This is a genomic window from Barnesiella viscericola DSM 18177 (genome assembly GCF_000512915.1).
GTDB classification, from domain to species: domain Bacteria; phylum Bacteroidota; class Bacteroidia; order Bacteroidales; family Barnesiellaceae; genus Barnesiella; species Barnesiella viscericola.
In genome coordinates this window covers 1,899,235-1,921,196 of record NZ_CP007034.1, presented here as the reverse complement: position 1 = coordinate 1,921,196, position 21,962 = coordinate 1,899,235, and the positions used below count along the sequence as shown (strand labels likewise).

At 57.0% G+C, this 21,962-nt stretch carries 13 protein-coding genes; 2 read left to right on the top strand and 11 right to left on the bottom strand.

Going from position 1 to position 21,962, the window contains the following annotated elements; all coding sequences use genetic code 11:
- Window positions 1-168 precede the first annotated feature (168 nt).
- The 9 genes from topA to BARVI_RS07695 all read right to left on the bottom strand — a co-directional run bounded on the left by topA (window position 169) and on the right by BARVI_RS07695 (window position 16,214).
- Entirely contained in the window at window positions 169-2,499 is a 2,331-nt protein-coding gene (gene topA / locus BARVI_RS07735; RefSeq protein WP_025278686.1) for a type I DNA topoisomerase, read from the bottom strand.
- A gap of 128 nt (window positions 2,500-2,627) precedes the next feature.
- Window positions 2,628-4,298, bottom strand: coding sequence for a TonB-dependent receptor (locus BARVI_RS07730; protein ID WP_025278685.1), 1,671 nt, complete (start codon window positions 4,296-4,298; stop codon window positions 2,628-2,630).
- A 23-nt stretch (window positions 4,299-4,321) separates the two neighbouring features.
- Window positions 4,322-7,336 (bottom strand): tetratricopeptide repeat protein, encoded by a 3,015-nt coding sequence (locus BARVI_RS07725; RefSeq protein ID WP_051401107.1) that lies wholly within the window; start codon window positions 7,334-7,336, stop codon window positions 4,322-4,324.
- 2 nt (window positions 7,337-7,338) lie between these two features.
- Window positions 7,339-8,595, bottom strand: a complete 1,257-nt coding sequence (locus BARVI_RS07720) for a peptidase U32 family protein (protein ID WP_038534314.1) — start codon at window positions 8,593-8,595, stop codon at window positions 7,339-7,341.
- 12 nt (window positions 8,596-8,607) lie between these two features.
- Complete coding sequence (gene mutS, locus BARVI_RS07715) at window positions 8,608-11,193, bottom strand: DNA mismatch repair protein MutS (RefSeq protein ID WP_394330831.1); 2,586 nt, start codon at window positions 11,191-11,193, stop codon at window positions 8,608-8,610.
- Between the two features lie 261 nt (window positions 11,194-11,454).
- Window positions 11,455-12,858, bottom strand: coding sequence for a CotH kinase family protein (locus tag BARVI_RS07710; RefSeq protein ID WP_084547020.1), 1,404 nt, complete (start codon window positions 12,856-12,858; stop codon window positions 11,455-11,457).
- A 62-nt stretch (window positions 12,859-12,920) separates the two neighbouring features.
- Window positions 12,921-13,337, bottom strand: coding sequence for a T9SS type A sorting domain-containing protein (locus BARVI_RS07705; RefSeq protein WP_198015961.1), 417 nt, complete (start codon window positions 13,335-13,337; stop codon window positions 12,921-12,923).
- 228 nt (window positions 13,338-13,565) lie between these two features.
- Window positions 13,566-15,107 carry a YifB family Mg chelatase-like AAA ATPase gene (locus BARVI_RS07700; protein WP_025278679.1) on the bottom strand — a complete coding sequence of 514 codons (1,542 nt, stop codon included), beginning with the start codon at window positions 15,105-15,107 and terminating at the stop codon, window positions 13,566-13,568.
- 36 nt (window positions 15,108-15,143) lie between these two features.
- Window positions 15,144-16,214: a thioredoxin-like domain-containing protein gene (locus tag BARVI_RS07695; protein ID WP_025278678.1), complete on the bottom strand. Its 1,071-nt coding sequence runs from the start codon at window positions 16,212-16,214 to the stop codon at window positions 15,144-15,146.
- 269 nt (window positions 16,215-16,483) lie between these two features.
- On the opposite strand from BARVI_RS07695, the gene BARVI_RS07690 reads away from it, so the two are divergent.
- Window positions 16,484-17,314, top strand: a complete 831-nt coding sequence (locus BARVI_RS07690; protein WP_025278677.1) for a phospholipase A — start codon at window positions 16,484-16,486, stop codon at window positions 17,312-17,314.
- 130 nt (window positions 17,315-17,444) lie between these two features.
- On the opposite strand, the gene metK is transcribed toward BARVI_RS07690, so the two are convergent.
- On the bottom strand, window positions 17,445-18,767 hold the full coding sequence (gene metK / locus BARVI_RS07685; RefSeq protein ID WP_025278676.1) for a methionine adenosyltransferase: 1,323 nt from the start codon (window positions 18,765-18,767) through the stop codon (window positions 17,445-17,447).
- A gap of 319 nt (window positions 18,768-19,086) precedes the next feature.
- A complete protein-coding gene (folK, locus tag BARVI_RS07680; RefSeq protein ID WP_025278675.1) occupies window positions 19,087-19,560 on the bottom strand; it encodes a 2-amino-4-hydroxy-6-hydroxymethyldihydropteridine diphosphokinase in 474 nt (157 codons plus the stop codon).
- 475 nt (window positions 19,561-20,035) lie between these two features.
- Between folK and BARVI_RS07670 the strand changes: the two genes are divergently transcribed.
- Window positions 20,036-21,919, top strand: coding sequence for an AAA family ATPase (locus BARVI_RS07670; RefSeq protein WP_038534313.1), 1,884 nt, complete (start codon window positions 20,036-20,038; stop codon window positions 21,917-21,919).
- Window positions 21,920-21,962: the final 43 nt, after the last annotated feature.

Here is a 21,962-nt window from a genome sequence, read left to right as displayed (position 1 = left end):
CCGAAAATCCAACTCCTGCAACGACGATAATTGCACCCCGGCCTCTCTACCGGCCGGGTGTGTCGAGTGCCACCTGCCTGCATCTCGGCTCTCCCCGGTAAGCGCAACGCCCCTTTCCGTAACGGGAAAGGGGCGTTGACAATATCTCTGTGCAGGAGAGGAGGGGCGTTATTTCGTCGTCTTCCTGCGCACCGGTTTCTTCTTGGCGGGAGCCTTGTCGGCCTCTTCGATAATCTTCATGCAGTCGGCGAAAGAGAGAGAGGCAGGCTCGGTGCCTTTGGGCAGTTTGTAATTCTTTTTCTTGTAGGCGATGTAGGGCCCGAAACGGCCGTTGAGCAACTCGAGATCGGGGTCTTCGTCAAACTTCTTGATGAAGCGTTGCTTCTCTTCCTCGCGCTTGTGCTCGATAAGGGCTATCGCTTCGTCGAGGGTCACGCCTTGTGGGGTGTATTCCTTGGGCAGCGACACATACTTGCCGTCGTGGCGGATGTAGGGCCCGAAACGACCGATGCCTACGACTACCGTCTTGTCCTCGAAATCGCCCAGCGTACGGGGCAGGTCGAAGAGTTTCAAGGCTTCGTCAAGGGTTATGGTACTCATCGACTGACCCTTGAGCAGCGAGGCAAACAGGGGTTTCTCTTCGTCATCGGGGGTACCTATCTGTACCAGCGGCCCGAAACGGCCTATCTTCACCGACACGGGGCGTCCGCTCTTCGGGTCGGTACCCAACACGCGTTCGCCCACCTTGTGTTCCAGGCGCAGGGCCATGGCACTCTCGACCACGGGGTGGAACAGTTTGTAGAAGTGGTCTATCTCGTCGCTCCATTCCACCTTGCCCTCGGCAATCTCGTCGAACTGCTGCTCGACGTTGGCGGTGAAGTTGTAGTTGAGAATCTCGGGAAAATACTTGGTGAGGAAATCGTTCACCACCACACCGATGTCGGTGGGCAACAGTTTGCCTTTATCGGCACCGGTAACCTCGGTCTTCTCCACGGCGCGTATGTTGCCATCGCTCAGCGTGAGCAGGTGGTATTTGCGCTCGGTACCCTTGCGGTCGCCCTTCTCGACATACTCGCGCTGCTGAATCGTCGAGATGGTGGGGGCGTAGGTCGAAGGTCGACCGATACCCAACTCTTCGAGCTTGCGCACCAGACTGGCCTCGGTATAGCGGGCCGGAGCCTGCGAGAAGCGCTCGGTGGCCAATGCCGTCGACAGCGAGAGGGTCTCGCCCGGCTTCAAGGGGGGCAGCATCTTGTCGTTACCTTCGGTGTCGCCGTCGTCGTCGGTCGACTCCATGTAGACTTTCAGGAAACCGTCGAATTTCAGCACCTCGCCTACGGCTACGAAATACTCCTTACGGCCCGATATGGTGATGGTGGCCGTGGTCTTTTCCAACTCGGCATCGCTCATCTGCGAAGCAATCGTGCGTTTCCAGATCAGTTCATAGAGGCGTTTCTCCTGGGCCGACGAATTGATTTCGTGGTGGCTGATGTAGGTGGGACGAATGGCCTCGTGAGCCTCTTGCGCCCCCTTGGTGTGGGTATGATAGTTGCGGGTGTGCAGGTACCGCTCACCCAGCGTCTTGATAATTTCGTCTTTGGTGGTATTGAGGGCAAGCGACGAGAGGTTGACCGAGTCGGTACGCATGTAGGTGATGTGTCCGGCCTCGTAGAGTCGCTGGGCCACCATCATGGTCTGAGCCACCGAGAAGCCCAACTTACGGGCGGCCTCCTGCTGCAAGGTCGAGGTGGTGAAGGGAGCGGCCGGCGATTTCCTGGCCGGTTTCACCGTGACGTCGCCAATCGTGAATCGGGCCGTCTTACAAGCCTCCAACAGAGCCATCGCCTCGGCCTCGGTCTTCAACCTCTGGTTCAGCTCGGCTTTCAGCACCTCGCCGCCGGGCAAGTGGAACTCACCCACCACGCGATAGGCGGCCTCGGGCTTGAAGGCGGCAATTTCGCGCTCGCGCTCGACAATCAGCCGCACGGCCACCGACTGCACGCGACCGGCCGAGAGAGCCGGTTTCACCTTTTTCCACAGCACGGGCGAGAGCTCGAAACCCACAATGCGGTCGAGCACCCGACGGGCCTGCTGGGCATCGACCCGGTGCATGTCTATGTCGCGGGGATTGGCGATGGCATGCAGGATAGCATCTTTTGTAATCTCATGGAAAACGATACGTTTCGTCTTCTCGGGCTTCAACTTCAACACCTCGAACAGGTGCCAGGCAATAGCCTCTCCCTCACGGTCCTCATCGGAAGCCAGCCACACCATATCGGCTTTGGCCGCCTCTTCTTTGAGGGTCTCGACCAACTTTTTCTTGTCGGCCGGAATTTCGTAAATGGGTTTGTAATGATGAGCTATATCGATGCTGAAATCTTTCTTTTTCAAATCGCGGATATGTCCGTAGCTCGAGAGTACCTCGTAATCCTTTCCCAGGAATTTCTCTATCGTTTTAGCCTTTGCCGGAGACTCTACGATCACCAAATTTTTTGCCATACGCCAACTTTCGTTCAAATTTTGCGCAAAAATAGGAAATCGAATTGTAAAACAGAGCGTTTTTTACTTTTTTATTAAATAATGTATAACCACGGCTCTGTTCCACGAAGGCCCGACAGAGACGAATCTCAGAACTTGAAATCGACCCCGAACAGGAAGTTGATGCCTTGTGCCGGCATACCGTAGGCAATGTCGTATTTACGGTTCAACACATTGTCGGTGAGGCCGTAAAGCGAGAAGCACGGGGTGAAGGCATAGGAGGCTTTCACGTGCACGAGGTGCATGTCGGAGAGGGTACCCAACGCTCCGTACTTGCGCACGGCAGCAAACTGGTAGCCGGCTTCGAGCGAGAGCTTCTGCAACGGATTGTAACGCACCTTCATCTCGCCCTGCCACTGCGGCCGGTTGTACGATACAACCTGACCGCCGCCGGTCGTCGTCCAGCGACAATAGTCGACCCGGGCCGATGCCTCCCACAGGGAGCCATACCGGTATGCGAGGTCGAGCCCGGCCTTGAAGGCGTAGGCATCTATGCCCCAGAAGCGCGAAACGCCGGTCAGCTGGGCATCGTCGGTCTGCTCAGGAATCAGGAAGAGCACCCGCTTGCCTATCTCGTAGCCTCCCGAAAGGCCTATCGAGAAACCGCGCAGGGCATTGACCCGAAGCCCCAGCCGGACATCGAGCGGGATATAGCTGTTGTCGGCTACGGCCGAGGGGTTGAAATAGAGCGTATAGGCCGATACCCGATGCCAGGTATTCAGCTGCTTACCCCCGGTGAGCCAGGTGTAGAATTGCAGGTTGGGAACGATGGTCCAGTCGAATCGCACGTCGGGAGCAAAACGGAAGATGGTACCGTCGTTGAACGAGATGTCGGCTCTGACCCCGGCCGAGAGCGATACCCGGTCGTTGCGCCAGCTGTACCGGGGATTCAACGACAGCATGCCGTAGCCCGAAGCCGAGGGTAACTGACTGTAACCGATGTAGTCGAACGCGCCGTCGACCGTAATGTCGCTGCTTTTGTCGATGGGAGCCGTCAGGGCAAAGTCGGCCTCCACCCAATTCTCGGCCGCTCCCTTGTCGCCTTGCAGATAGCCGCGTCGGTAGCCGTAGCGATGGTAGGCCAGCGAGGCCCGGTAGTGTAACTGTGCCTCGGGATTGTTGGAGGCTATCTGGCTTTTGAGGAAGAAGCGGTTTATCTCCTGCCCGGGCGAGGCGATGCCCTGCACACCGGGGAATCGCAGGCCGTAGTAGTTGAACGAGTTGTAGCGATAGCCACCCCGTATGCCCAGGTCGAGCTTCTCGAAGGTGTGGCGATAGTCGGCTACGACCCGCTCTTCGAGCTGCCTCATCGTGCGGGAGGTTTCATAGCCGGGCAACTGCTGGTTATAGTCGACCGTGCCGCAGGTCGAGCGATGTTGCCACCACACGCCCAACTGGTCTTTCTCGCTCTGCAAGATGCGGTAACCGGCATTACCCGCCATGTTCCAGTAATTGCCCAGACCAAAATCGAAATAGCCCCGTTTGAGATTCTCCCGCGCCGGGTCGCCGAACCCGCCCGGGGGTAGCAGCACGGCACGGGCTTCGAGCGGAGCCGGCACCGTCCAGTCGCTGTACTGGATCGACTGCCGGGTAACGGTGGGCGCCTCGACCTCGGGGAGGGTGTTGATTTTCGAGGCATCGCGCACAATGGGCGTGAAATCTTTCTCTATGGTAACCTCCCGACGCAGGGAGTCGGCACTCTCCTGAGCCGACAGCACGAAGGGGACAATCAGTATCGTCAAAAAAGAAAACCGTTTCATACGTTACAGGTTTTGAATTGTTTTTACTCTGTTTTTCCCAAGCGGGCCAACCGCTCGTCGATGCGGGTCATGATATCGTCGTCACCGGCGGGATAGTTGTTGCGCAGACTTTGCAGATACTGCCGGGCCTGGAAATTCTCGCCCCGCTTCTCGTAGATGTCGGCCATGAGCAGGAAGCCCCGGGCCAACCAGTAGCTGTGGGGAGTGCCCTTGTCGATGAAGGCATTCAGGGTCTTCTCGGCATTGTTGAGCGCCTTGTTGTCGAACTGATACTGTGCCAGCAGATAGGCACTTTGGGCTCCGTATTCCGAGCGAGTATCCTGCGAAAGTTCCTGCCAGTCGGCCGCAGCCTTCTCGCCCTGCCCGGTGTGGGCATAGGCATCGGCCCGGTCGAAAAGCACCTCTTGCCGCAGGTCGGGCGAGAGCTTGCTCTCGCTCAACAGCCCCTCGGCGGCGGTCAGCACCAAGTCGTACTGCTGTTTGTTGCGGGCAATGCGCAATATGCCCACCCCGGCCGCCTGCTTGTTCTCGGTAGTGGTGGCCTTCTGTTCGAGCAACTTGAAACTTGCGAGCGCCTCATCGTAGCGGCCGTTCAGGTAGAGGATTTCGCACTTGCGGGCCAGAGCCTCCTCGGCAAATTCACCGTCGGGAGCGTGGGTTACCACATAGTCGAAGGCCGTGAGAGCCTTGTCATATTCCTTGGCGGCAAACGCAGCCTGCCCCACGTAGAAATTGGCCGGGGTGCGGAATGCCCCCGAGGGGTAGTTGCGCAGGTATCGTTCGAGCGAGGCCGCTCCCTTGCCGGTCATGTAGGTGCGCTCGGCCGCCATGTAGGAGAGCGAGTCGAGTTCGGCCACGGGAGCCTGCTCGGCCCGGCCCACGCTGTTGAGGTAGGCGGCATAGGCATCGACGGCATCTTGCTCGACATAGACCGATTTCAGGTCGGCTACGGCGATGCGGGCCTCCTCGCTGGTGGGATAGCGCTCGATTACCTGCTGGTAGGCGGCTATCGACTCGTCGGTCTGCCCGTTGTTGAAGTAGACCATACCCAGTTGCAGCCCACCCTTGCGGGCAATCGCACTCTGAGGATAGTCGGCCATCAGTTGCCGGTAGCTGGCTATGGCCTCGTTGTTGCGGTTGAGTATCGTGTAGGCCTGTCCCTTTTCAAACCAGGCATTGGGCAGATAGGCCGAACGGGGATACCGGGCGATGAGCTGGTCGAGCAGCTCGACCTTGCGTGCCTGGTCTTTCTGCAAGCCGGCCATGAACGCCTTCTGGAAGAGGGCATAGTCGCCACTGGCCGGATAAGTCTGCTGCGCCTGATCGTAATACTTTTCGGCATCGGCATACCGGCGGGCGTAGTAATAGCAATCGCCGGTGCGGGCATAGGCATCGGCCACCATGCGCTTGTCGGTCCCAGCCTGCGCCGAGAGGTAACGCGAGAAGCCGTCGAGAGCCTGCGCGAAATTGTGTTGCTTGAACTGGCAATAGGCCCAGTCGTACCAGGCCAGGGCATACATCTCGCTGCGCTTGTCCTTGCAGGCCGAGAGGAAGGCCGAGTAGTTGCGGGCAGCTGCGCCGTACTGCTCCTGACGGTATTGGCACTCGGCCAGCCAGAACGAAGACTTGGCCCGTATGTCGGCATCGTAGTTGCCCACGGCAACAGCCTGAGCGAAGAGCTGCCGGGCCTCGTCGATGCGGGCATTGGCAAAGGCCTCGGTACCCAACTGGAACAGAATGCGCTGCTTGGCCGCCAGTATCTTGCTGTCGGGGCGCTGGATCTTTTCAATCGAAGCCAGGGCCGACCGGTAGTTGCGGGTGGTCATGTAGACCTCGACCAGATAGTCGTTGATCTTGTCGGCGTAACGCGACTCGGGAAACTCGTTGAGGAACCGCTCGAATACCCCTACCGAATTGTCGAAGGGCGAGGCCGAACGGTCATAGAGGCAGAGGGCGTAGTTGTAGAGCGCCGTCTCGCGCACCTGCCGGTCATAGTCGCCCTGCGAGGCCATCTCGAAGGCCATGCGGGCATTGTTCTTGTCGCCAGCCCGCAGGTAGGCCTGCCCGATGTAAAGGTAGGCATTCTGCGACAGGGCATCGTCGATGCCGGTCACCCGCCCCAGGTAGTCGATGGCTTGGGCATCGTCGCCTTGCCGGTAGGCTATCACTCCCAAGGCATAGAGCGACGAACGCTGAGGGTCGCCGGTGCGTTGCAAATAGCGTTCGAGGTAGTCGGTAGCGGCCTGGTCGTCACCCTCCTGATAGGCACTCTCGCCGAGTAGCCGCAACAGTTCGGTATAGGCATCGGCATCGGAGGTCGGACGCGAAAGCAGCTCTTTCCCCTCGGTCAGCACCTGGGCAAAGCGCTTCTGCTTGAAGTAAATCTGCAACGTGTGCAGGCGGGCCGGATAACCATATCGGCTGTCGTCGACCACCTTGGCAAAGCCGCTCAACGCGGCACGGTCATCACCCTCGGTCATCTGTATGTAGGCCAGGTAAAAGGTGGAACCCTCTTTGTATTTGTTCTTCCCCAACAGAATCTGGAAGAGCGGTTTGGCCGCCGCGGTATCGCCCGTCTTCAAGAGCGAGCAGGCGGTGCGGTAGCCCCAGCGGTCCTCATCGTCGCCGGTGAGCAAACTCACATCGACCGAACGGTAGGCCTTCAACGCCCGGGCATACTCCTGCCGGGCGTAGTAATAGTCGGCCAGGGCCAATCGGGCTTGCAGGGTGTAGGCCGAAGCGGGATAGTCGCGCAGGAACTCGGTCAGCCGGGCCTCGGCCTGCGGCGAGTGGTTGCACGCTTCGGACCAGGCGATATACCAGTCGGCCGTCTCGCGCAGTTCGTGCGGCAGGTCACCCTCGCACGCCTCCTGCATCACGTCGGCACAACCCACGTAGTTCTTCTCCTCAAAGAGAGAGATACCCCTGTTTATCAAAGCCTGGTAATCGTCATAAGCCGGTACCCCCGGTTTGGCAGCCGAAAGTTGCCCCGCACACACGAGACCCAGGCATGCCACAATCGCTCGTTTCCTGAACATAGTTATTTCGTTTTAAGTTCCGAACTGTCTACCCATTTGTATAGTTTGTCCGACGGACGTATCTTCTCGTCAATCGGCATCGAAAAGCGGTCGCCCTTCACGGCCGTCTGCACCGGTTTCAGGTCGACCCGTATCTCCTCGACCTTGCGGAAGAGGGCGCCGGTCGTGGGGCCGGTAATGACCACCTCGTCGCCCACACTCAACGACCCGCTTTCGAGCAGAAACTCGGCCACCCCCAGGTTGGAGAAATATTTCACCCCCTTGCCTATGTAGACTTTGCGCTTGGTGGCTGCCGACCCGTAGTTGTGGGTCCACTCGCCCAACCGCTGCCCCAGGTAGTAACCATTCCAGAATCCCCGGTTGAAGACCGTCGCCAGTCGCTGGTCCCACCCGGCTATCTTCTCGTCGGTGAAGCTGCCGGCCAAACAGGCCTCGATGGCCTCGTTGTAGCACGACACGACGGTGCGCACATATTCGGGCCCGCGGGCGCGGCCCTCGATTTTGAACACCCGCACCCCGGCATCGATGAGTTTGTTGAGGAAGTGAATCGTCTTCAAATCCTTGGGCGACATGATGTAGGCGTTGTCCACTTCGAGCTCCTCGCCGGTCTCCTTGTCTTTCACTTCGTAGGAGCGACGGCAAATCTGCATGCAGGCTCCCCGGTTGGCCGAAGCGTTCATCTCGTGCAGACTCAGGTAGCACTTGCCCGAGACGGCCATGCACAGGGCGCCGTGACAGAACATCTCGATACGCACCGGTTCACCACCCGGACCCACGATGTGGTCGCGCTCGATGGCTTCGTGAATGCGGGACACCTGGTCGAGGTTCAACTCGCGGGCCAGCACCACGACGTCGGCAAAGCGGGCGTAGAATCGCAGGGCCTCGGTGTTCGAGATATTCAGCTGGGTGGACAGATGCACCTCCACCCCAATCTCGCGGGCATAGTTCATGGCCGCCACGTCGCTGGCGATGATGGCCGTGAGACCGGCCTCCTTGGCAGCATCGACGATGCGGTGCAACAGGTCTATGTCCTCGTCGTAAATCACGGTGTTGACCGTGAGATAGCTCTTGATGTGGTGCTCGTTGCAGATGCGCACAATCTCGTGCAGGTCGTCGATGGTAAAGTTGTTAGACGAGCGGGAGCGCATGTTGAGCCCCTCGATACCGAAGTAAATCGAGTCGGCCCCTCCCTGTATGGCGGCAGCCAGCGAGTCGTACGAACCCACGGGTGCCATAATTTCAAAATCGCTTCTCTTCATCATAAATCACTGTTATTTCCCGGTGATTATCTTTTTTATTTCGTTCAGTTTGTTCAGCGCCTCGACCGGCGTGAGGTTATTGATGTCGGCCCGCAGAATCTCGTCGCGCACCTGCGAGAGCACGGGGTCGTCGAGCTGGAAGAAGCTCAGCTGCACGCCACCGCGCGACGAGGCAATCTCGGCCGTAGGTTTGGCCATGCCCGTCTGCCGGTTCTCCGATTCGAGCTGTTTCAAGATTTGCGTAGCCCGCTTCACGATGCTCTGGGGCATACCGGCGAGCTTGGCCACATGGATACCGAAGCTGTGTTCGCTGCCGCCCCGCACCAGCTTGCGCAGGAATATCACCTTGTTGTCAATCTCCTTGACCGACACGTTGTAGTTGACGATGCGCTTGTAGGTGCGCTCCATCTCGTTGAGTTCGTGATAGTGGGTGGCAAACAGCGTCTTGGCCCGGGCCTTGGGGTGCTCGTGTATGTGCTCGACAATGGCCCAGGCAATGGAGATACCGTCGTAGGTACTGGTACCGCGGCCCAACTCGTCAAACAGCACGAGGCTGCGCTCCGACAGGTTGTTGAGGATATCGGCCGCCTCGGTCATCTCGACCATGAAGGTCGACTCGCCCAGCGAGATGTTGTCCGAGGCTCCCACCCGGGTGAATATCTTGTCGACAATGCCTATGCTGGCCGCCTCGGCGGGGACGAAACTGCCTATCTGCGCCATCAGCACGATGAGTGCCGTCTGCCGCAGCAGGGCCGACTTACCGGCCATGTTGGGCCCGGTAATCATCATGATCTGCTGCCGGTCGTTGTCGAGCTCCACACTGTTGCTGATGTAGCTCTCGCCCGGGGGCATCTGCTTCTCGATGACGGGGTGGCGCCCCTCCTTGATGTCGATGGTGAGCGAGTCGTTGATTTCGGGACGGATATAACGGTTCTCGACGGCCGACTTGACAAACGACAACAGGCAGTCGAGCCGGGCAATCAGGGTGGAGTCGAGCTGTATGGCCGGGATATATTCAGTGAGGGCCAGAATCAGGTCGTTGAAGAGTTGCGTTTCGAGGGAGAGTATCTTCTCCTCGGCCCCGAGGATCTTCTCTTCATACTCCTTCAACTCCTGGGTGATGTAGCGCTCGGCACTCACCAGGGTCTGTTTTCTCACCCAATCGGCCGGCACCTTATCCTTGTGGGTATTGCGCACCTCGATGTAATAGCCGAAGACGTTGTTGTAACCCACTTTCAGGCTGGGAATACCCGTGCGGTCGCTCTCGCGCTGCTGCACATGCAGCAGGTAGTCCTTGCCCGAGCTGGAAATCTCACGCAGGTCGTCGAGCTCGGCATTCACCCCCTTGCGGATAATGCCGCCCCGGTTGGCCAGGTTGGGGGCGTCGGGGACAATCTCGCGCTCGATGCGGTCGCGTATGCTCGCACAGCAGTTCAGTTGCTCGCCGATGCGTTGCAGCACCGGCTCGTCGCTCTGCTCACACACCGCCTTGATGGGCTCTATCGCCTGCAAGGCCACTTTGAGCTGCACCACCTCGCGGGGCGAGATGCGGCCCACGGCCACCTTCGAGATGAGCCGCTCCATGTCGCCTATCGTGTCGAGCTGCGGGTCGATGACCTCACGGGCCTCGGGGTGACGGAAAAAGAACTCCACCCCGTTGAGCCGGTCCTCGATGGGTTTCACATCTTTCAGCGGGAAGATAATCCACCGCCTGAGCATACGGGCTCCCATGGGGGTGACGGTGCGGTCGATGACATCGAGCAGGCTCTTGCCCCCCTCGTTCATGGGGGCGAGCAGTTCGAGACTGCGCACCGTGAACTTGTCGAGCCGCACATACCGCTCCTCTTCGATACGGGCCAGCGAGGTGATGTGGGCGATGTGCGTGTGCTGCGTGATGTCGAGGTAGTGCAGCAGCGACCCGGCCGCAATGATGGCACAGGGCATGTTGTGCACCCCGAATCCTTTGAGGTTCTTGGTCTCGAAATGGCGCAACAGCCGGTCGCGGGCAGCGTCCTCGGTATAGACCCAGTCGTCGAGCTCGAAGGTGAAAAAGCGATTGCCGAAATGCTCCTCGAAGAGCTTCCGTTTGGTCCGCTCGAAGAGTACCTCCTTGGGGGCGAAGTTGCCCAGCAGCTTGTCTACATAGTCATAGTCGCCCTCGGCCGCCAGAAACTCGCCGGTCGAGATATCGAGAAAGGCCACGCCCACCTTGTTGTTTTTCCCAAAGTGGACACCGCCCAGAAAGTTGTTCTCCTTATGGTCCAGTATATTGTCATTGATCGACACCCCGGGAGTCACCAGCTCGGTAATGCCCCGCTTCACCAGCTTCTTGGCCAGCTTGGGGTCTTCCAGCTGTTCGCAGATAGCCACCCGCTTGCCGGCCCGTACCAGTTTGGGCAGATAGGTGTCGAGCGCATGGTGCGGGAAACCGGCCAACTCGACATATTGTGCGGCGCCGTTTGCCCGGCGGGTAAGCGTAATACCCAGAATTTCAGATGCGACGATGGCATCGTCCGAAAAAGTTTCATAGAAATCGCCCACTCTGAAAAGCAGTATGGCATCGGGGTGCTGGGCCTTCATCTCGATGTACTGTTTCATCAGCGGGGTTTCAACAATTTCCTTGGCCACGATATATTTTTTATCTTCTTGTTTACGACTGTTTAAGAGAAACAAAGATAACGGTTTCGGCCGAATTTGTGAAATTAAAAAAATGTAAACGCCTTTTATCTTTTCCGAGGAAAGGATAAAAGGCGTTGAACTATTCGGGACAGGGAAATTGTCGGCCTATCGGCCACACACCGGAGTACAACCGTCCGGCAACAAGAGAGCGATGCAGGGCCGCGTCTCCCGCCTCACGCATCAATTGTACAGCCCGAAATTCGGGTGATTCGAGATGTACTCAATGCGGTCGGCAATCCATTGTTTTAGTTTCTCGACATTTTCCCGGAAGTGGAACGACCCCTCGGTTCTACCCGCTTCGGGGGCCCATACCACACCGTTCTCTATGGCCGAGGGCTCTATCTCGTCGGCATACTCGTCCATATATTCGAGCAGCGCCGGGAGCAGATTCTGCTTAAAATTGTCGAACTTCTGCTGGTAAAGCGTTCTGAATTCGGGTCTGGAACAGATTGTCTTTAAAAAAGGACCTCCGAATTGCTCGTATTGGAAAGTCTCCAACAGTGGCAGGGTAGCTACCTGATTCTCTACCCCGTCGTTATAGGTAAAACCCCAGTCGAAGTCCCAGATGGGACCGAAGTGATAAACATCGTCGAGACTGGCCTTGTAGAGGTAGACACTCTTGGGCCAGGCCGGCTCGCGGTTGCCACACACGTTATAGACAAGCATGTAGTTGACCAGCGACTCCATGTCGAGGCTGGTAGAGAGGTCCTCACCCATATAGACCTTACGTTCAAACTCGGTAAAATCGTCGCCCCAGGTGCTCAACAGAGATTCGGGGGTTACCCCTTTCAACTCGGCAATTTCGCTCAGGTCGGGGTCCTTGACCATCATCGGAAGGCTGTAATACATCGAGGTGAATTTGTAGGCTTCGTCGAAATTGGTATCCATCTCGAAGAGAATGCCGCTCTCCTCGTCGATGTCGACACTCGCGCCCGTGATGCCAATCTTCTCGGTAATGAAGTAGGCTCCCTTGAAAATGCCGTTGAAATAGACCCGAATGGGCTGGCAGTGGTTGGTGAAGGGCATATTCAACAGCTGCCCCATCTTCAAGGCCACGGCGTTTCTCATGAGGGTGCAGTCGATGTAGTTGGCAATCAGGGCGTAGCTCTTGGCTTTGGCCAAGCCGCAGATGGCAATCTTCTTGTCGAACTTCAACCGGTAGGGTTTCTTGGCATAATTCCACGTGCTGTTACCCCGACCCTTAATCGAAACGGCCGTGGGTTCCAGGTCGTCGACCACACCATTGCCGTCGATGCTGATCATGGCGTCGAGATAGAGTTCCTTGTTGTACAACTCGGTTAAGCCGGGATTATCAGGAATGGTAATATAGACAGTGGGCACATTGGTCCCTACCGCACAACGCTCGATATTCGACAGAGGCACCGACAACCGGTTCTCCTTGCCGTTGACAATCATGCTGTCGAGCGACTCGTCTTCATAGAGTTTGTGTGTAATACTGTCGATCTGGGCAGCTTTTATCGAGTGGAAATTGACATCGTTGCGATAGATGTGCAACCAGGGGTGTGCTTGCTCTCCGTAAGCCAGCAGGGGGAGCAACATAAGAAGGAGAAATAATTTTTTCATGGGTATGAATTGAATGCGTATATGAATACTCTTTTAATAATAGACAGGGATATGGACAGTCGTCAACGACGGTTCACGATGATTTTGCGGGCAACCTGACCGTAGGCAACCACATAGACACCGTTGGTCAACCGAGCCAGCTCCAACCGATAGGTGTCATCGGCACGATTCTCGCACACCATCACACCGTTCAGGTCGTAAACCCGTACCACAGTACCCTGGGGCAACCCGACAATCTGCAAGGCGTCGGGGGTAACGATGAAGGTCTCGGCCGACTTTTCCGTCTCGACCGACGAGGTGTATTTGCCGTAGTAAAAGCCCGATATGTCGGCCAGGGCAAACTGATTCTTCGTAACGGAACTCTCAAAAAGCAGTTCGCTGTCGGTGAACTGCAAAGTCAAATCGTCGGAGAGCAGCACGCTCACCTCCGTCTGGTCCTTAAACTCCACATTGATGGCTTTGCTGCCGGAGTAGATCATCAAACAAACACTCAAAAACGTGATTAGAGTACAGATTTTTTTCATGGGTATTGAAATATTATTTAGTGTTTCTCTCTATTTTCCGGCCGATACCTCCCCTTCAAAGGTGGTAAGCAGCGTCGCTCTGTTATCGGCCCACATCTCAATTTGCAAAGTTGCGGCAAAAATAGATATTTTTTCAAAAAGAAAAATCTTTTTATAAAAATTAAGTTCGTATACCACTCTGTTTTACCGGTCGCCCCAGTTCTCGCGGTCGAGGTTGCGGTAGTTCACCGCCTCGTTGATGTGCTGCACCTGCACCGTCTCGCTCCCGTCGAGGTCGGCGATGGTACGGGCCACCTTCAAGATGCGGTCGTAAGCACGCGCCGAGAGGTGGAATCGCTCCATGGCATCTTTCAACCGTTTCAGTCCGGCGGCATCGGGCACGGCATGGCGGTTCAACAAGCGGGTGGTCATCTGGGCATTGCAGTAGACGCCGGGAGTGTCGGCAAAGCGGGCGGCCTGAATCTCCCGGGCTGCAATGACCCGCCGACGTATCGCCTCGCTCGGTTCGGCCGGGCGGGTATCGGAAATCTTCTCAAACGGCACGGGCACAATCTCGACCTGAATGTCGATGCGGTCGAGCAACGGACCCGAAATCTTCCCCAGATAGCGCTGTATGGCACCCGGGCTGCATATACACTCCTTGTCGGGGTGGTTGTAGTAGCCGCACGGACAGGGATTCATCGAGGCCACCAGCATCACCCCGGCGGGATACTCGATGGAGTATTTGGCTCGGGCAATGGTTATCTTGCGGTCTTCGAGGGGTTGACGCATCACTTCGAGCACCTGCCGCGAGAACTCGGGCAGCTCGTCGAGAAAGAGGACCCCGTTGTGTGCCAACGAAATCTCGCCCGGCTGGGGATAGGTGCCTCCACCCACCAACGCCACCGATGAGATGGTGTGGTGCGGTGCCCTGAACGGCCGTTGCGACAGCAGCGAACTGCCTCGCTCCATGCGGCCGGCCACCGAGTGTATCTTGGTCGTTTCGAGTGCCTCTTGCAGGGTGAGGGGCGGGAGTATCGACGGCAACCGTTTGGCCATCATCGACTTGCCGGCACCCGGCGGACCTATCAAGATGATGTTATGCCCTCCGGCGGCAGCCACTTCGAAGGCGCGCTTGACACTCTCCTGCCCCTTCACGTCACTGAAATCGAGGTCGAAGCGGGTGTTTTCCCTGAAAAATTCGGCCCGGGTATCGATCACGGTCGGCTCCAACTCGACCTCCCCGTTGAGAAACCGTATCACCTCGGTAATATTCTCCACGCCATAGACATCGAGATTATTGACCACGGCGGCTTCCCGCACGTTGGCCTTGGGGACAATCAGCCCCTTGAAGCCCTCTTCCCGCGCCTTGATGGCGATAGGCAAAGCCCCCTTGACGGGGAGTATCGACCCGTCGAGCGACAACTCACCCATCATCATGTAATCGCTGAGTTTGTCGCAGGCTATCTTCCCGTCGCTGGCCAGAATACCCACGGCCAGAGGCAAGTCATAGGCGGCCCCCTCCTTGCGGATATCGGCAGGCGACATGTTCACGATAATCTGTCGGCGGGGGAACTTGTAGCCGTTATGTTCGACGGCCGAAACGATGCGTTCGTGGCTCTCCTTGACCGCCGCATCGGGCAGTCCCACCATGAAAAAACGGATTCCTTGCGAGCAGTTCACCTCGATGGTGACTACCAGGGCATCGATGCCTTGAACGGCGGCCCCGAACACTTTTACCAACATAGCATTAGATTAAGATTCCTATTCAAAAAACGGTCGTCAGGGCTTGACCAACCGGTCGATATATCGTCGCATCGAGTCGGGCGGAAGTCCCCGGGACACCACCCGCCCGGCCGAATCGACCACCACCAGATAGGGCAGTTGGCGAATGCGCATGTCCCTGACACCCGGGGCCAAATATCCCCCCTTGGCCCAACGACGGGCCCATCGGGCCGAATCGGCCGTCACCACCCGCTTCCACACGGCGCTGTCGCGGTCGAGCGATATGTCGACCACCTGCACGGCGGTATCGTATCGGGCTGTCATCTCCCGCAAAAAGGGTTCATACTGGCGGCTTCCCGTCGTCTCGGCAGCCCAGAAACAGAGCAGCGTAGCCTTTGCCCGGCGGGGATTCAACAATGCGGTTGTATCGGCTACCGTCGCCAACGAAAAGTTGGGCAGCACGGTGTCATTCCGCAATTCGGCCTCAAACGCCCGGTACCGGGCCAACGGTTCTCCGGCCGCTCCGGCCAGCACCCTTTCGTCAATCAGCCCCACGAGCGAATCGCAGAAAGCCTCGTCGGCATTGCCCAACAGATAGTTGTTCACCAGAATGGCGCTTACGGGCGAGTCGCGATGCTTACCCACATAAGTCGCGATTACCCCCTGTAACTTTTCGCTCAACTCCCGGTATCGGGGTGTAGGCGAACCCGATGCCGAGGCATTACGCTCGACGGTCCACACCGACAGCAGCCCCTTGTTCTCCTGGTTGAACTTGAACAGTTCCTTGTTGAGCGAACTGCCTTTCACCTTCAACCCGAAGGGGTCTTGCCCGTCGCCCGACAGTTCGATGCGGTCGCCGTTCTGGACATAGATCTGAGTCAGCGGGGTCTTGTCGGAATAGTAGAACTGTATGGGTATGAGGGCAGGCGACGAGTTCTTGAAGGCAATGTAGCCGTTTTGCGGACGCAGGGTATCGACCACAATGCCGCTTTCAATCTGGTAAACGGCATAGACGGGACGACCGCCCAGGTTGTTGAGGGTTCCCTCGACCGAAAACTCGTTGCTATTGCCACCGCAACCGCACAGGAGCAGCACACCTACACACAGAATCGCGCCTATCTTACTCATGGCAAACCTTTTTCTTTTCTTGCAAATGTACTCGATTTGCGGGAGAAGCCAAACTTTATCGACCCAAAAGCCATCGCCCGGCTTGAACTTTCTGGAAAAAATGACAAAAAAGAGCGCCCTTTTTATCCACGCATTCCTCTCTAATTCCCCTATATTTGTCACATCGCCTGTAAACGATGTAAATGACTCTTTCGAAAAAGATGTTTTCACTTGACATGACACACGCCTTCTTATATATTTGCAGAATATCTTTATCTCATACCTTTACTATGAAACGGCTCGCCATTCTCCTCCCCCTGCTCCTCCTGGCTGTTGCCACCGAAGGCCAGATACGCAGCAATGTACCCAAGTACAACCCCGACAGCGTGCGTGCAGAACTGGACAAACGTCCCTACTTCTCGCTGTTCAAGGACAACTACTTTATCGGGGGTACGACCTTGGGGGCGAAACCAACGGGACAGAACTCCGACGTAAAATTTCAATTGAGTATCAGCCAACGGCTTACCAAGAGCAAGCTGCCCTTCGATACCTATCTCTTTATCACCTACACGCAGAAGGCCTTCTGGAATGTGTTTCAAAAATCGCTCCCCATGTACGACCTCAACTTCAACCCGGGTATCGGTCTCACCCACCCGGTCATCTACCACGACCGCTTCATCGGACAGATTACCCTCCTGCTCGAACATGAATCGAACGGACAGGACAGCATCTGGTCGCGCAGCTGGAACAAGGTGTCGTTCATGGGTGCGCTGGCCGTCGACCATAACATAGAGCTGCAATTCAAAACCTGGATTCCCATCATCGACAGCGGCAACAACCGCGACATTCTCAAATACTGCGGCATCTTCCAGCTGGCCGGCAGCTACCTGAGCGACAACCGCCGGTTCGGAGCCTCGGTCATTCTCACCAAGCGCAGCGGCTGGAATTTCAACTTCAACACGGTTATCGAACTGAGTGCCCGACTTTTCAAGAACGAGAACCAATACCTCTTCCTGCAATACTACAACGGCTACGGCGAGGGGCTGCTCGATTACAACAAGTTCCACTCCCGCCTGCGAATAGGGTTTGTCATCAAGCCTCAGAATTTCAGCAACTTCTGACCGACTTAATTGTGCACCCTGCCAGCCACTCAAAAAACGGGAAAGAGCTGATAGAACGAAAACAGTCAGGGTCGCCCGAAAAGATTCGGGTGGCCCTGACTCTGTACTATAAGGTATTCGTGGCTATCTCTCAGTCGAGCCCGAAAGCCTTCTTCACGGCATCGACATAGTCGAGTTTCTCCCAGGTGAAGAGCTCCACCTCGCGCACCACCGGCTCGGCGTTGTAGTGCGACGTGAAGGTCTTGACCACCGTTTGCGGTTTGCGACCCATGTGACCGTAGGCGGCCGTCTCCTCATAGATGGGGTTGCGCAGTTTCAACCGCTCCTCGATGGCCCGGGGACGCATGTCGAATATCTCGCTCACACGGCGGGCAATCTCGGCGTCGCTCATCGACACGTGCGACTTGCCGTAGGTATTCACATAGATACTTACCGGCTCGGCCACACCGATGGCGTAGGATACCTGCACCAGCACCTCGTCGGATACACCGGCGGCCACCAGATTCTTGGCGATGTGACGAGCGGCATAGGCTGCCGAACGGTCGACTTTCGAGGGGTCCTTGCCCGAGAAGGCTCCACCCCCGTGACCGCCCTTGCCACCATAGGTGTCGACAATGATTTTGCGGCCTGTCAAACCGGTATCGCCGTGAGGGCCGCCGATGACAAACTTGCCGGTAGGGTTCACCAGCAACACGAGCTTGTCGTCGAAGAGAGCCTGTACCCGCTGGGGCAACTGGGCTATCACACGGGGCAACAGTACCGTCTTCACATCGTTGTAAATAGTCTGCAACATCTCGCGGTCGGCTGCCTCCTGTGCCTCCTTCGAGCCATCGACCGGCGTCACAAACTCGTCGTGCTGGGTCGAGATAACGATGGTGTGCACGCGCACCGGCTCGTTCTTCTCGTTATACTCGATAGTCACCTGCGACTTGGAGTCGGGGCGCAGATACGACGTCACCCGCCCCTTGCGCAGATAGGTCATGGCCGAAGCCTCGCGACGAATGGCGGCCAGCTCGATGAGCAACAGGTGCGACAGGTCGAGCGAGAGGGGCATGTAGTTGTCGGTCTCGTTGCAGGCGTAGCCAAACATCATACCCTGGTCACCGGCACCCTGCTCCATGGCATCGGCGCGCTCCACGCCCCGGTTTATGTCGGCCGACTGTTCATGAATGGCCGAAAAGATACCGCACGAGTCGGCATCAAATTTATAAGAACTCTTATTATATCCAATCCGGTGGATTACCCGACGGGTCACCTCCATCAAATCGACATAGGCATTCGATTTAACCTCGCCCGCCAAAACGACCTGTCCGGTCGTCACAAGGGTTTCGCAAGCAACTTTCGAGTTGGGGTCATAGGCCAGAAACTCGTCAAGCAAAGCGTCCGAAATCTGATCGGCCACTTTATCGGGGTGTCCTTCCGACACCGATTCCGAGGTAAACAAATAGTTCATTTCTCTCTTGAATAAATAGTAAATACTTCTTTTTCAAGGAAGAACGACTGCAATACCCACAAAAACAAGGTGATTTTGATAAAGCCGGACGGGCTTCGGCGAAGCCCCGTAACGCAGTTTTAGCATTTTTTTTCGTGGTTGCAAGCAGCCAAATCCTTCCACATTTTTTGCATTTGCGCGGCAAAGATAATACACGCCGCGGGCAATACCAAATTTTTATACGCTATTTCACACAAATCGGGGACACCTGCCCGACCGGGAGGCCGGCCCCGGGATTCGGACTTCCTCGCCGCGGGCCGTCACCCACCCCGAGAACAACTCACGCATGCAGCCCGGCCAGTATCTCGGCAGCAGTCTTCCCCAACACGGGGTGCCGCCATTGCGGAGCAATCTCGGCCAGAGGCTCCATCACGAAAGTGCGTTTGTGCATGTAGGGGTGTGGCAATACCAGGGCATAGGAGTCGACCACCTCTCCGTCGTAGTCGAGCAGGTCGATGTCGATGAGCCGGTCGGCATAGCTGCCGTCGCTCTTGCGGTGGTTCTTGCTGCCCAACTCCCGCTCAATGGCCTGCACGGCCAGAAGCACCTCTTCGGGCGAGAGGTCGGTATCGACCGCTATCGCCGCATTGCAGAAGGTGTGGACCGACTGGTATCCCCACGGCTCGGTCTTGTAGAACGACGACACGGCTGCGACCGTACCCACCCGTTCGCCTATCCGATCGATAGCCTTCTTGATAATTTGCTCTTTATTTCCCAAATTGGAGCCTAAGCCCAGATATACTCGTTTCCCCATGATTTTCTCTCTTTTTGCGCTACTAAGATAGCAAAAAGGGGCTTTTTTGCAAAAATCTTTCCCCGAAATTTTCGGTGTTTTTTATCGAACAGACCGATATTGATTCGGGGTGGTGAACAAAAAAACTTTACTTTTTCATTGGCATATCTCTCCCTTTCGCTATATTTGTCATGGAAATGAAGTCGACCCATCGGTCGGCCGTCATTTTTAAGACCTTTGATTATATGCAACAAATGATTGTCAAAGAGATGTTTCACGCAACCAGCCGGTACAGTCTGTTCGACCCATAGCGGGGTGAACGGAGTGTAACTGTGTCTGCACATCAGGAGGTGCGGAGGCTGTTGCGTTCTTTGACATGCTCGAAAATCAAACGCTCATCTCGCCCTGGGAAATGAGCGTGGTTATGCCGTAGCTTTTGCGCGATGCAAAGGCTGTGGAATCTCTATTATCTTTTCATTTTAAATCATTTGTTGTTATGAAAAATCCTATTGTACGAATCATGCGTTCGCTGGACGAATCGTTCGGCGGACCCGAATATGCCTGTAACCTGCTGGTGGCCGAAATCATGACCGACCCGACACACGACATGGTTCACGAATGGTCGTTGCGGGTCTACTCCACCCGCTATCAACTGCTGGGGTGTGACGTGTGGCAAAAGCCCCGCAACAAGAAACTGCCGCGCAAGATACGGCTTCGCCTCGTATCGGACCGCTACTGGGAGGAGGAGCGTTGCCACCTGTTCCTCTATGGCGACGGCCGTCCCCGGTGGTACGCCTCGTTCCCGCTGACTGCCGGTTACGAAAAATGGATACAGGTCGAGCTCGAAACGATGAGCTGCCACCCCGACGAGCTCTTCTTCGTCGAGCGGTTGAGCTACCAGAGTTGGTGGTGCCGACTGGAACAGGGTCGCTTCGCCCCCGCTACCATTCGCGACCTGATTACCAAGCTGCGCCTGCGGAACGCCGATCCCGCTCCGGCCCTTCACTGGGCGGTCGAGGGTGACGAACGACAGGCGGCAGCCTTTGCCTCGGGTATTCTGGCAGCCTGCCTTACCGATGGTGCCCCGAAGGCCTGTTGCCGTTTCGCTCTCAACGACCTGCTCTCGGGAGGCATTGGCTGGTCGACACTGCGAAGTCACCTGTCCGGGAAAAAGGCGGCGGTGGTACAGGTCGAACGGATAGGCGACAACGACTCGGCCGAGAATCTGCTCGACCTGCTGGCCGAATGGCTGAAAAGTCCGGAGGCGATTCCCTTTATCTTCTACGGTTCGGAAAAGAATGTCGAACTCCTGCTGCAATACATTCCGGCTCTGGGCGACCAGTTTGAGGAGGAGCGGTCGATATTCCATCTCGACGCCCCTCAGCCCGACGCCCTTCCCGACAATGACGACGGGACCGACCTGCCGATACCCGACGAAGCGGGGCTGTGTGACTTGCGACTCTCAAAAGGGGAACAGTCCGAAACCGCTTGCGAAGCACTCGACAAGCTGGAAAAACTCATCGGCCTCTCCCGCGTGAAAGCTGACCTGCGCGACGTCTGCCTCATGGCCCGCTTCACCCAGGAGCGTCGGGCAATCTGCCTCGACCCCGACGGAGAGAACCGCTACCACATGATTTTCTACGGCAATCCGGGTACGGGTAAAACCACGGTGGCCAGGCTGATGGGCGAGATTTACCACCACATGGGCCTGCTGTCGAAAGGCCACACCGTAGAGACCTGCCGCAGCGAACTGGTGGGCGAGTTTATCGGGCAGACCGAGAACCGCACGAAAGAGATTCTGGAGCAGGCCCGGGGCGGGGTGCTGTTTATCGACGAGGCCTATACGCTTGCCGGAGGACGCACTCGCGAATCGAACGACTTCGGCAAGGAGGTGATTCACGCCCTGCTCTCCATTCTGTCGGAACCCAACCCCGATATGATTGTTATCCTGGCCGGATACGAAGACAAAATGCAGTTGCTGCTCCAATCGAATCCGGGCCTGCGTGACCGCTTTCCCCTGCAATTCCGCTTCGACGATTTTTCGGCCGAAGAGCTGCACGCGATTACCTGCCAGCGGTTGCAGTCCCGCGAGTTTATCCTCACATGCGAAGCCGACCAGCGGCTGGCCGAGGTCATCGGCCGAGCCGTCGCCTGCCCCAATCCCAACTTCGGCAACGGCCGTTGGGTGCACAACCTGGTGGAACAGGGCATTGTCAAGAGTATGGCGCGCCGCATCATGTCGATGCCCAGCCACGACTGTACCGACCGGGAGCTGATGAGTACCATCACGGTCGACGACATCGACCGGGCCGAACAGCGAATGCTCGAACTATCGGCCCCGCACCGGACTCCCATGATGCGCATCGGGTTCAGAGCCTGACGCGAACCGCACCCCCCAGAAACGCGTCGAGGCCGCCCCCCCA

Coding starts and splice junctions, on each gene's coding strand:
- topA (WP_025278686.1), bottom strand. CDS start 2,499: ATGGCAAAAAATTTGGTGATCGTAGAGTCTCCGGCAAAGGCTAAAACG.
- BARVI_RS07730 (WP_025278685.1), bottom strand. CDS start 4,298: ATGAAACGGTTTTCTTTTTTGACGATACTGATTGTCCCCTTCGTGCTG.
- BARVI_RS07725 (WP_051401107.1), bottom strand. CDS start 7,336: ATGTTCAGGAAACGAGCGATTGTGGCATGCCTGGGTCTCGTGTGTGCG.
- BARVI_RS07720 (WP_038534314.1), bottom strand. CDS start 8,595: ATGAAGAGAAGCGATTTTGAAATTATGGCACCCGTGGGTTCGTACGAC.
- mutS (WP_394330831.1), bottom strand. CDS start 11,193: ATGAAACAGTACATCGAGATGAAGGCCCAGCACCCCGATGCCATACTG.
- BARVI_RS07710 (WP_084547020.1), bottom strand. CDS start 12,858: ATGAAAAAATTATTTCTCCTTCTTATGTTGCTCCCCCTGCTGGCTTAC.
- BARVI_RS07705 (WP_198015961.1), bottom strand. CDS start 13,337: ATGATCTACTCCGGCAGCAAAGCCATCAATGTGGAGTTTAAGGACCAG.
- BARVI_RS07700 (WP_025278679.1), bottom strand. CDS start 15,107: ATGTTGGTAAAAGTGTTCGGGGCCGCCGTTCAAGGCATCGATGCCCTG.
- BARVI_RS07695 (WP_025278678.1), bottom strand. CDS start 16,214: ATGAGTAAGATAGGCGCGATTCTGTGTGTAGGTGTGCTGCTCCTGTGC.
- BARVI_RS07690 (WP_025278677.1), top strand. CDS start 16,484: ATGAAACGGCTCGCCATTCTCCTCCCCCTGCTCCTCCTGGCTGTTGCC.
- metK (WP_025278676.1), bottom strand. CDS start 18,767: ATGAACTATTTGTTTACCTCGGAATCGGTGTCGGAAGGACACCCCGAT.
- folK (WP_025278675.1), bottom strand. CDS start 19,560: ATGGGGAAACGAGTATATCTGGGCTTAGGCTCCAATTTGGGAAATAAA.
- BARVI_RS07670 (WP_038534313.1), top strand. CDS start 20,036: ATGAAAAATCCTATTGTACGAATCATGCGTTCGCTGGACGAATCGTTC.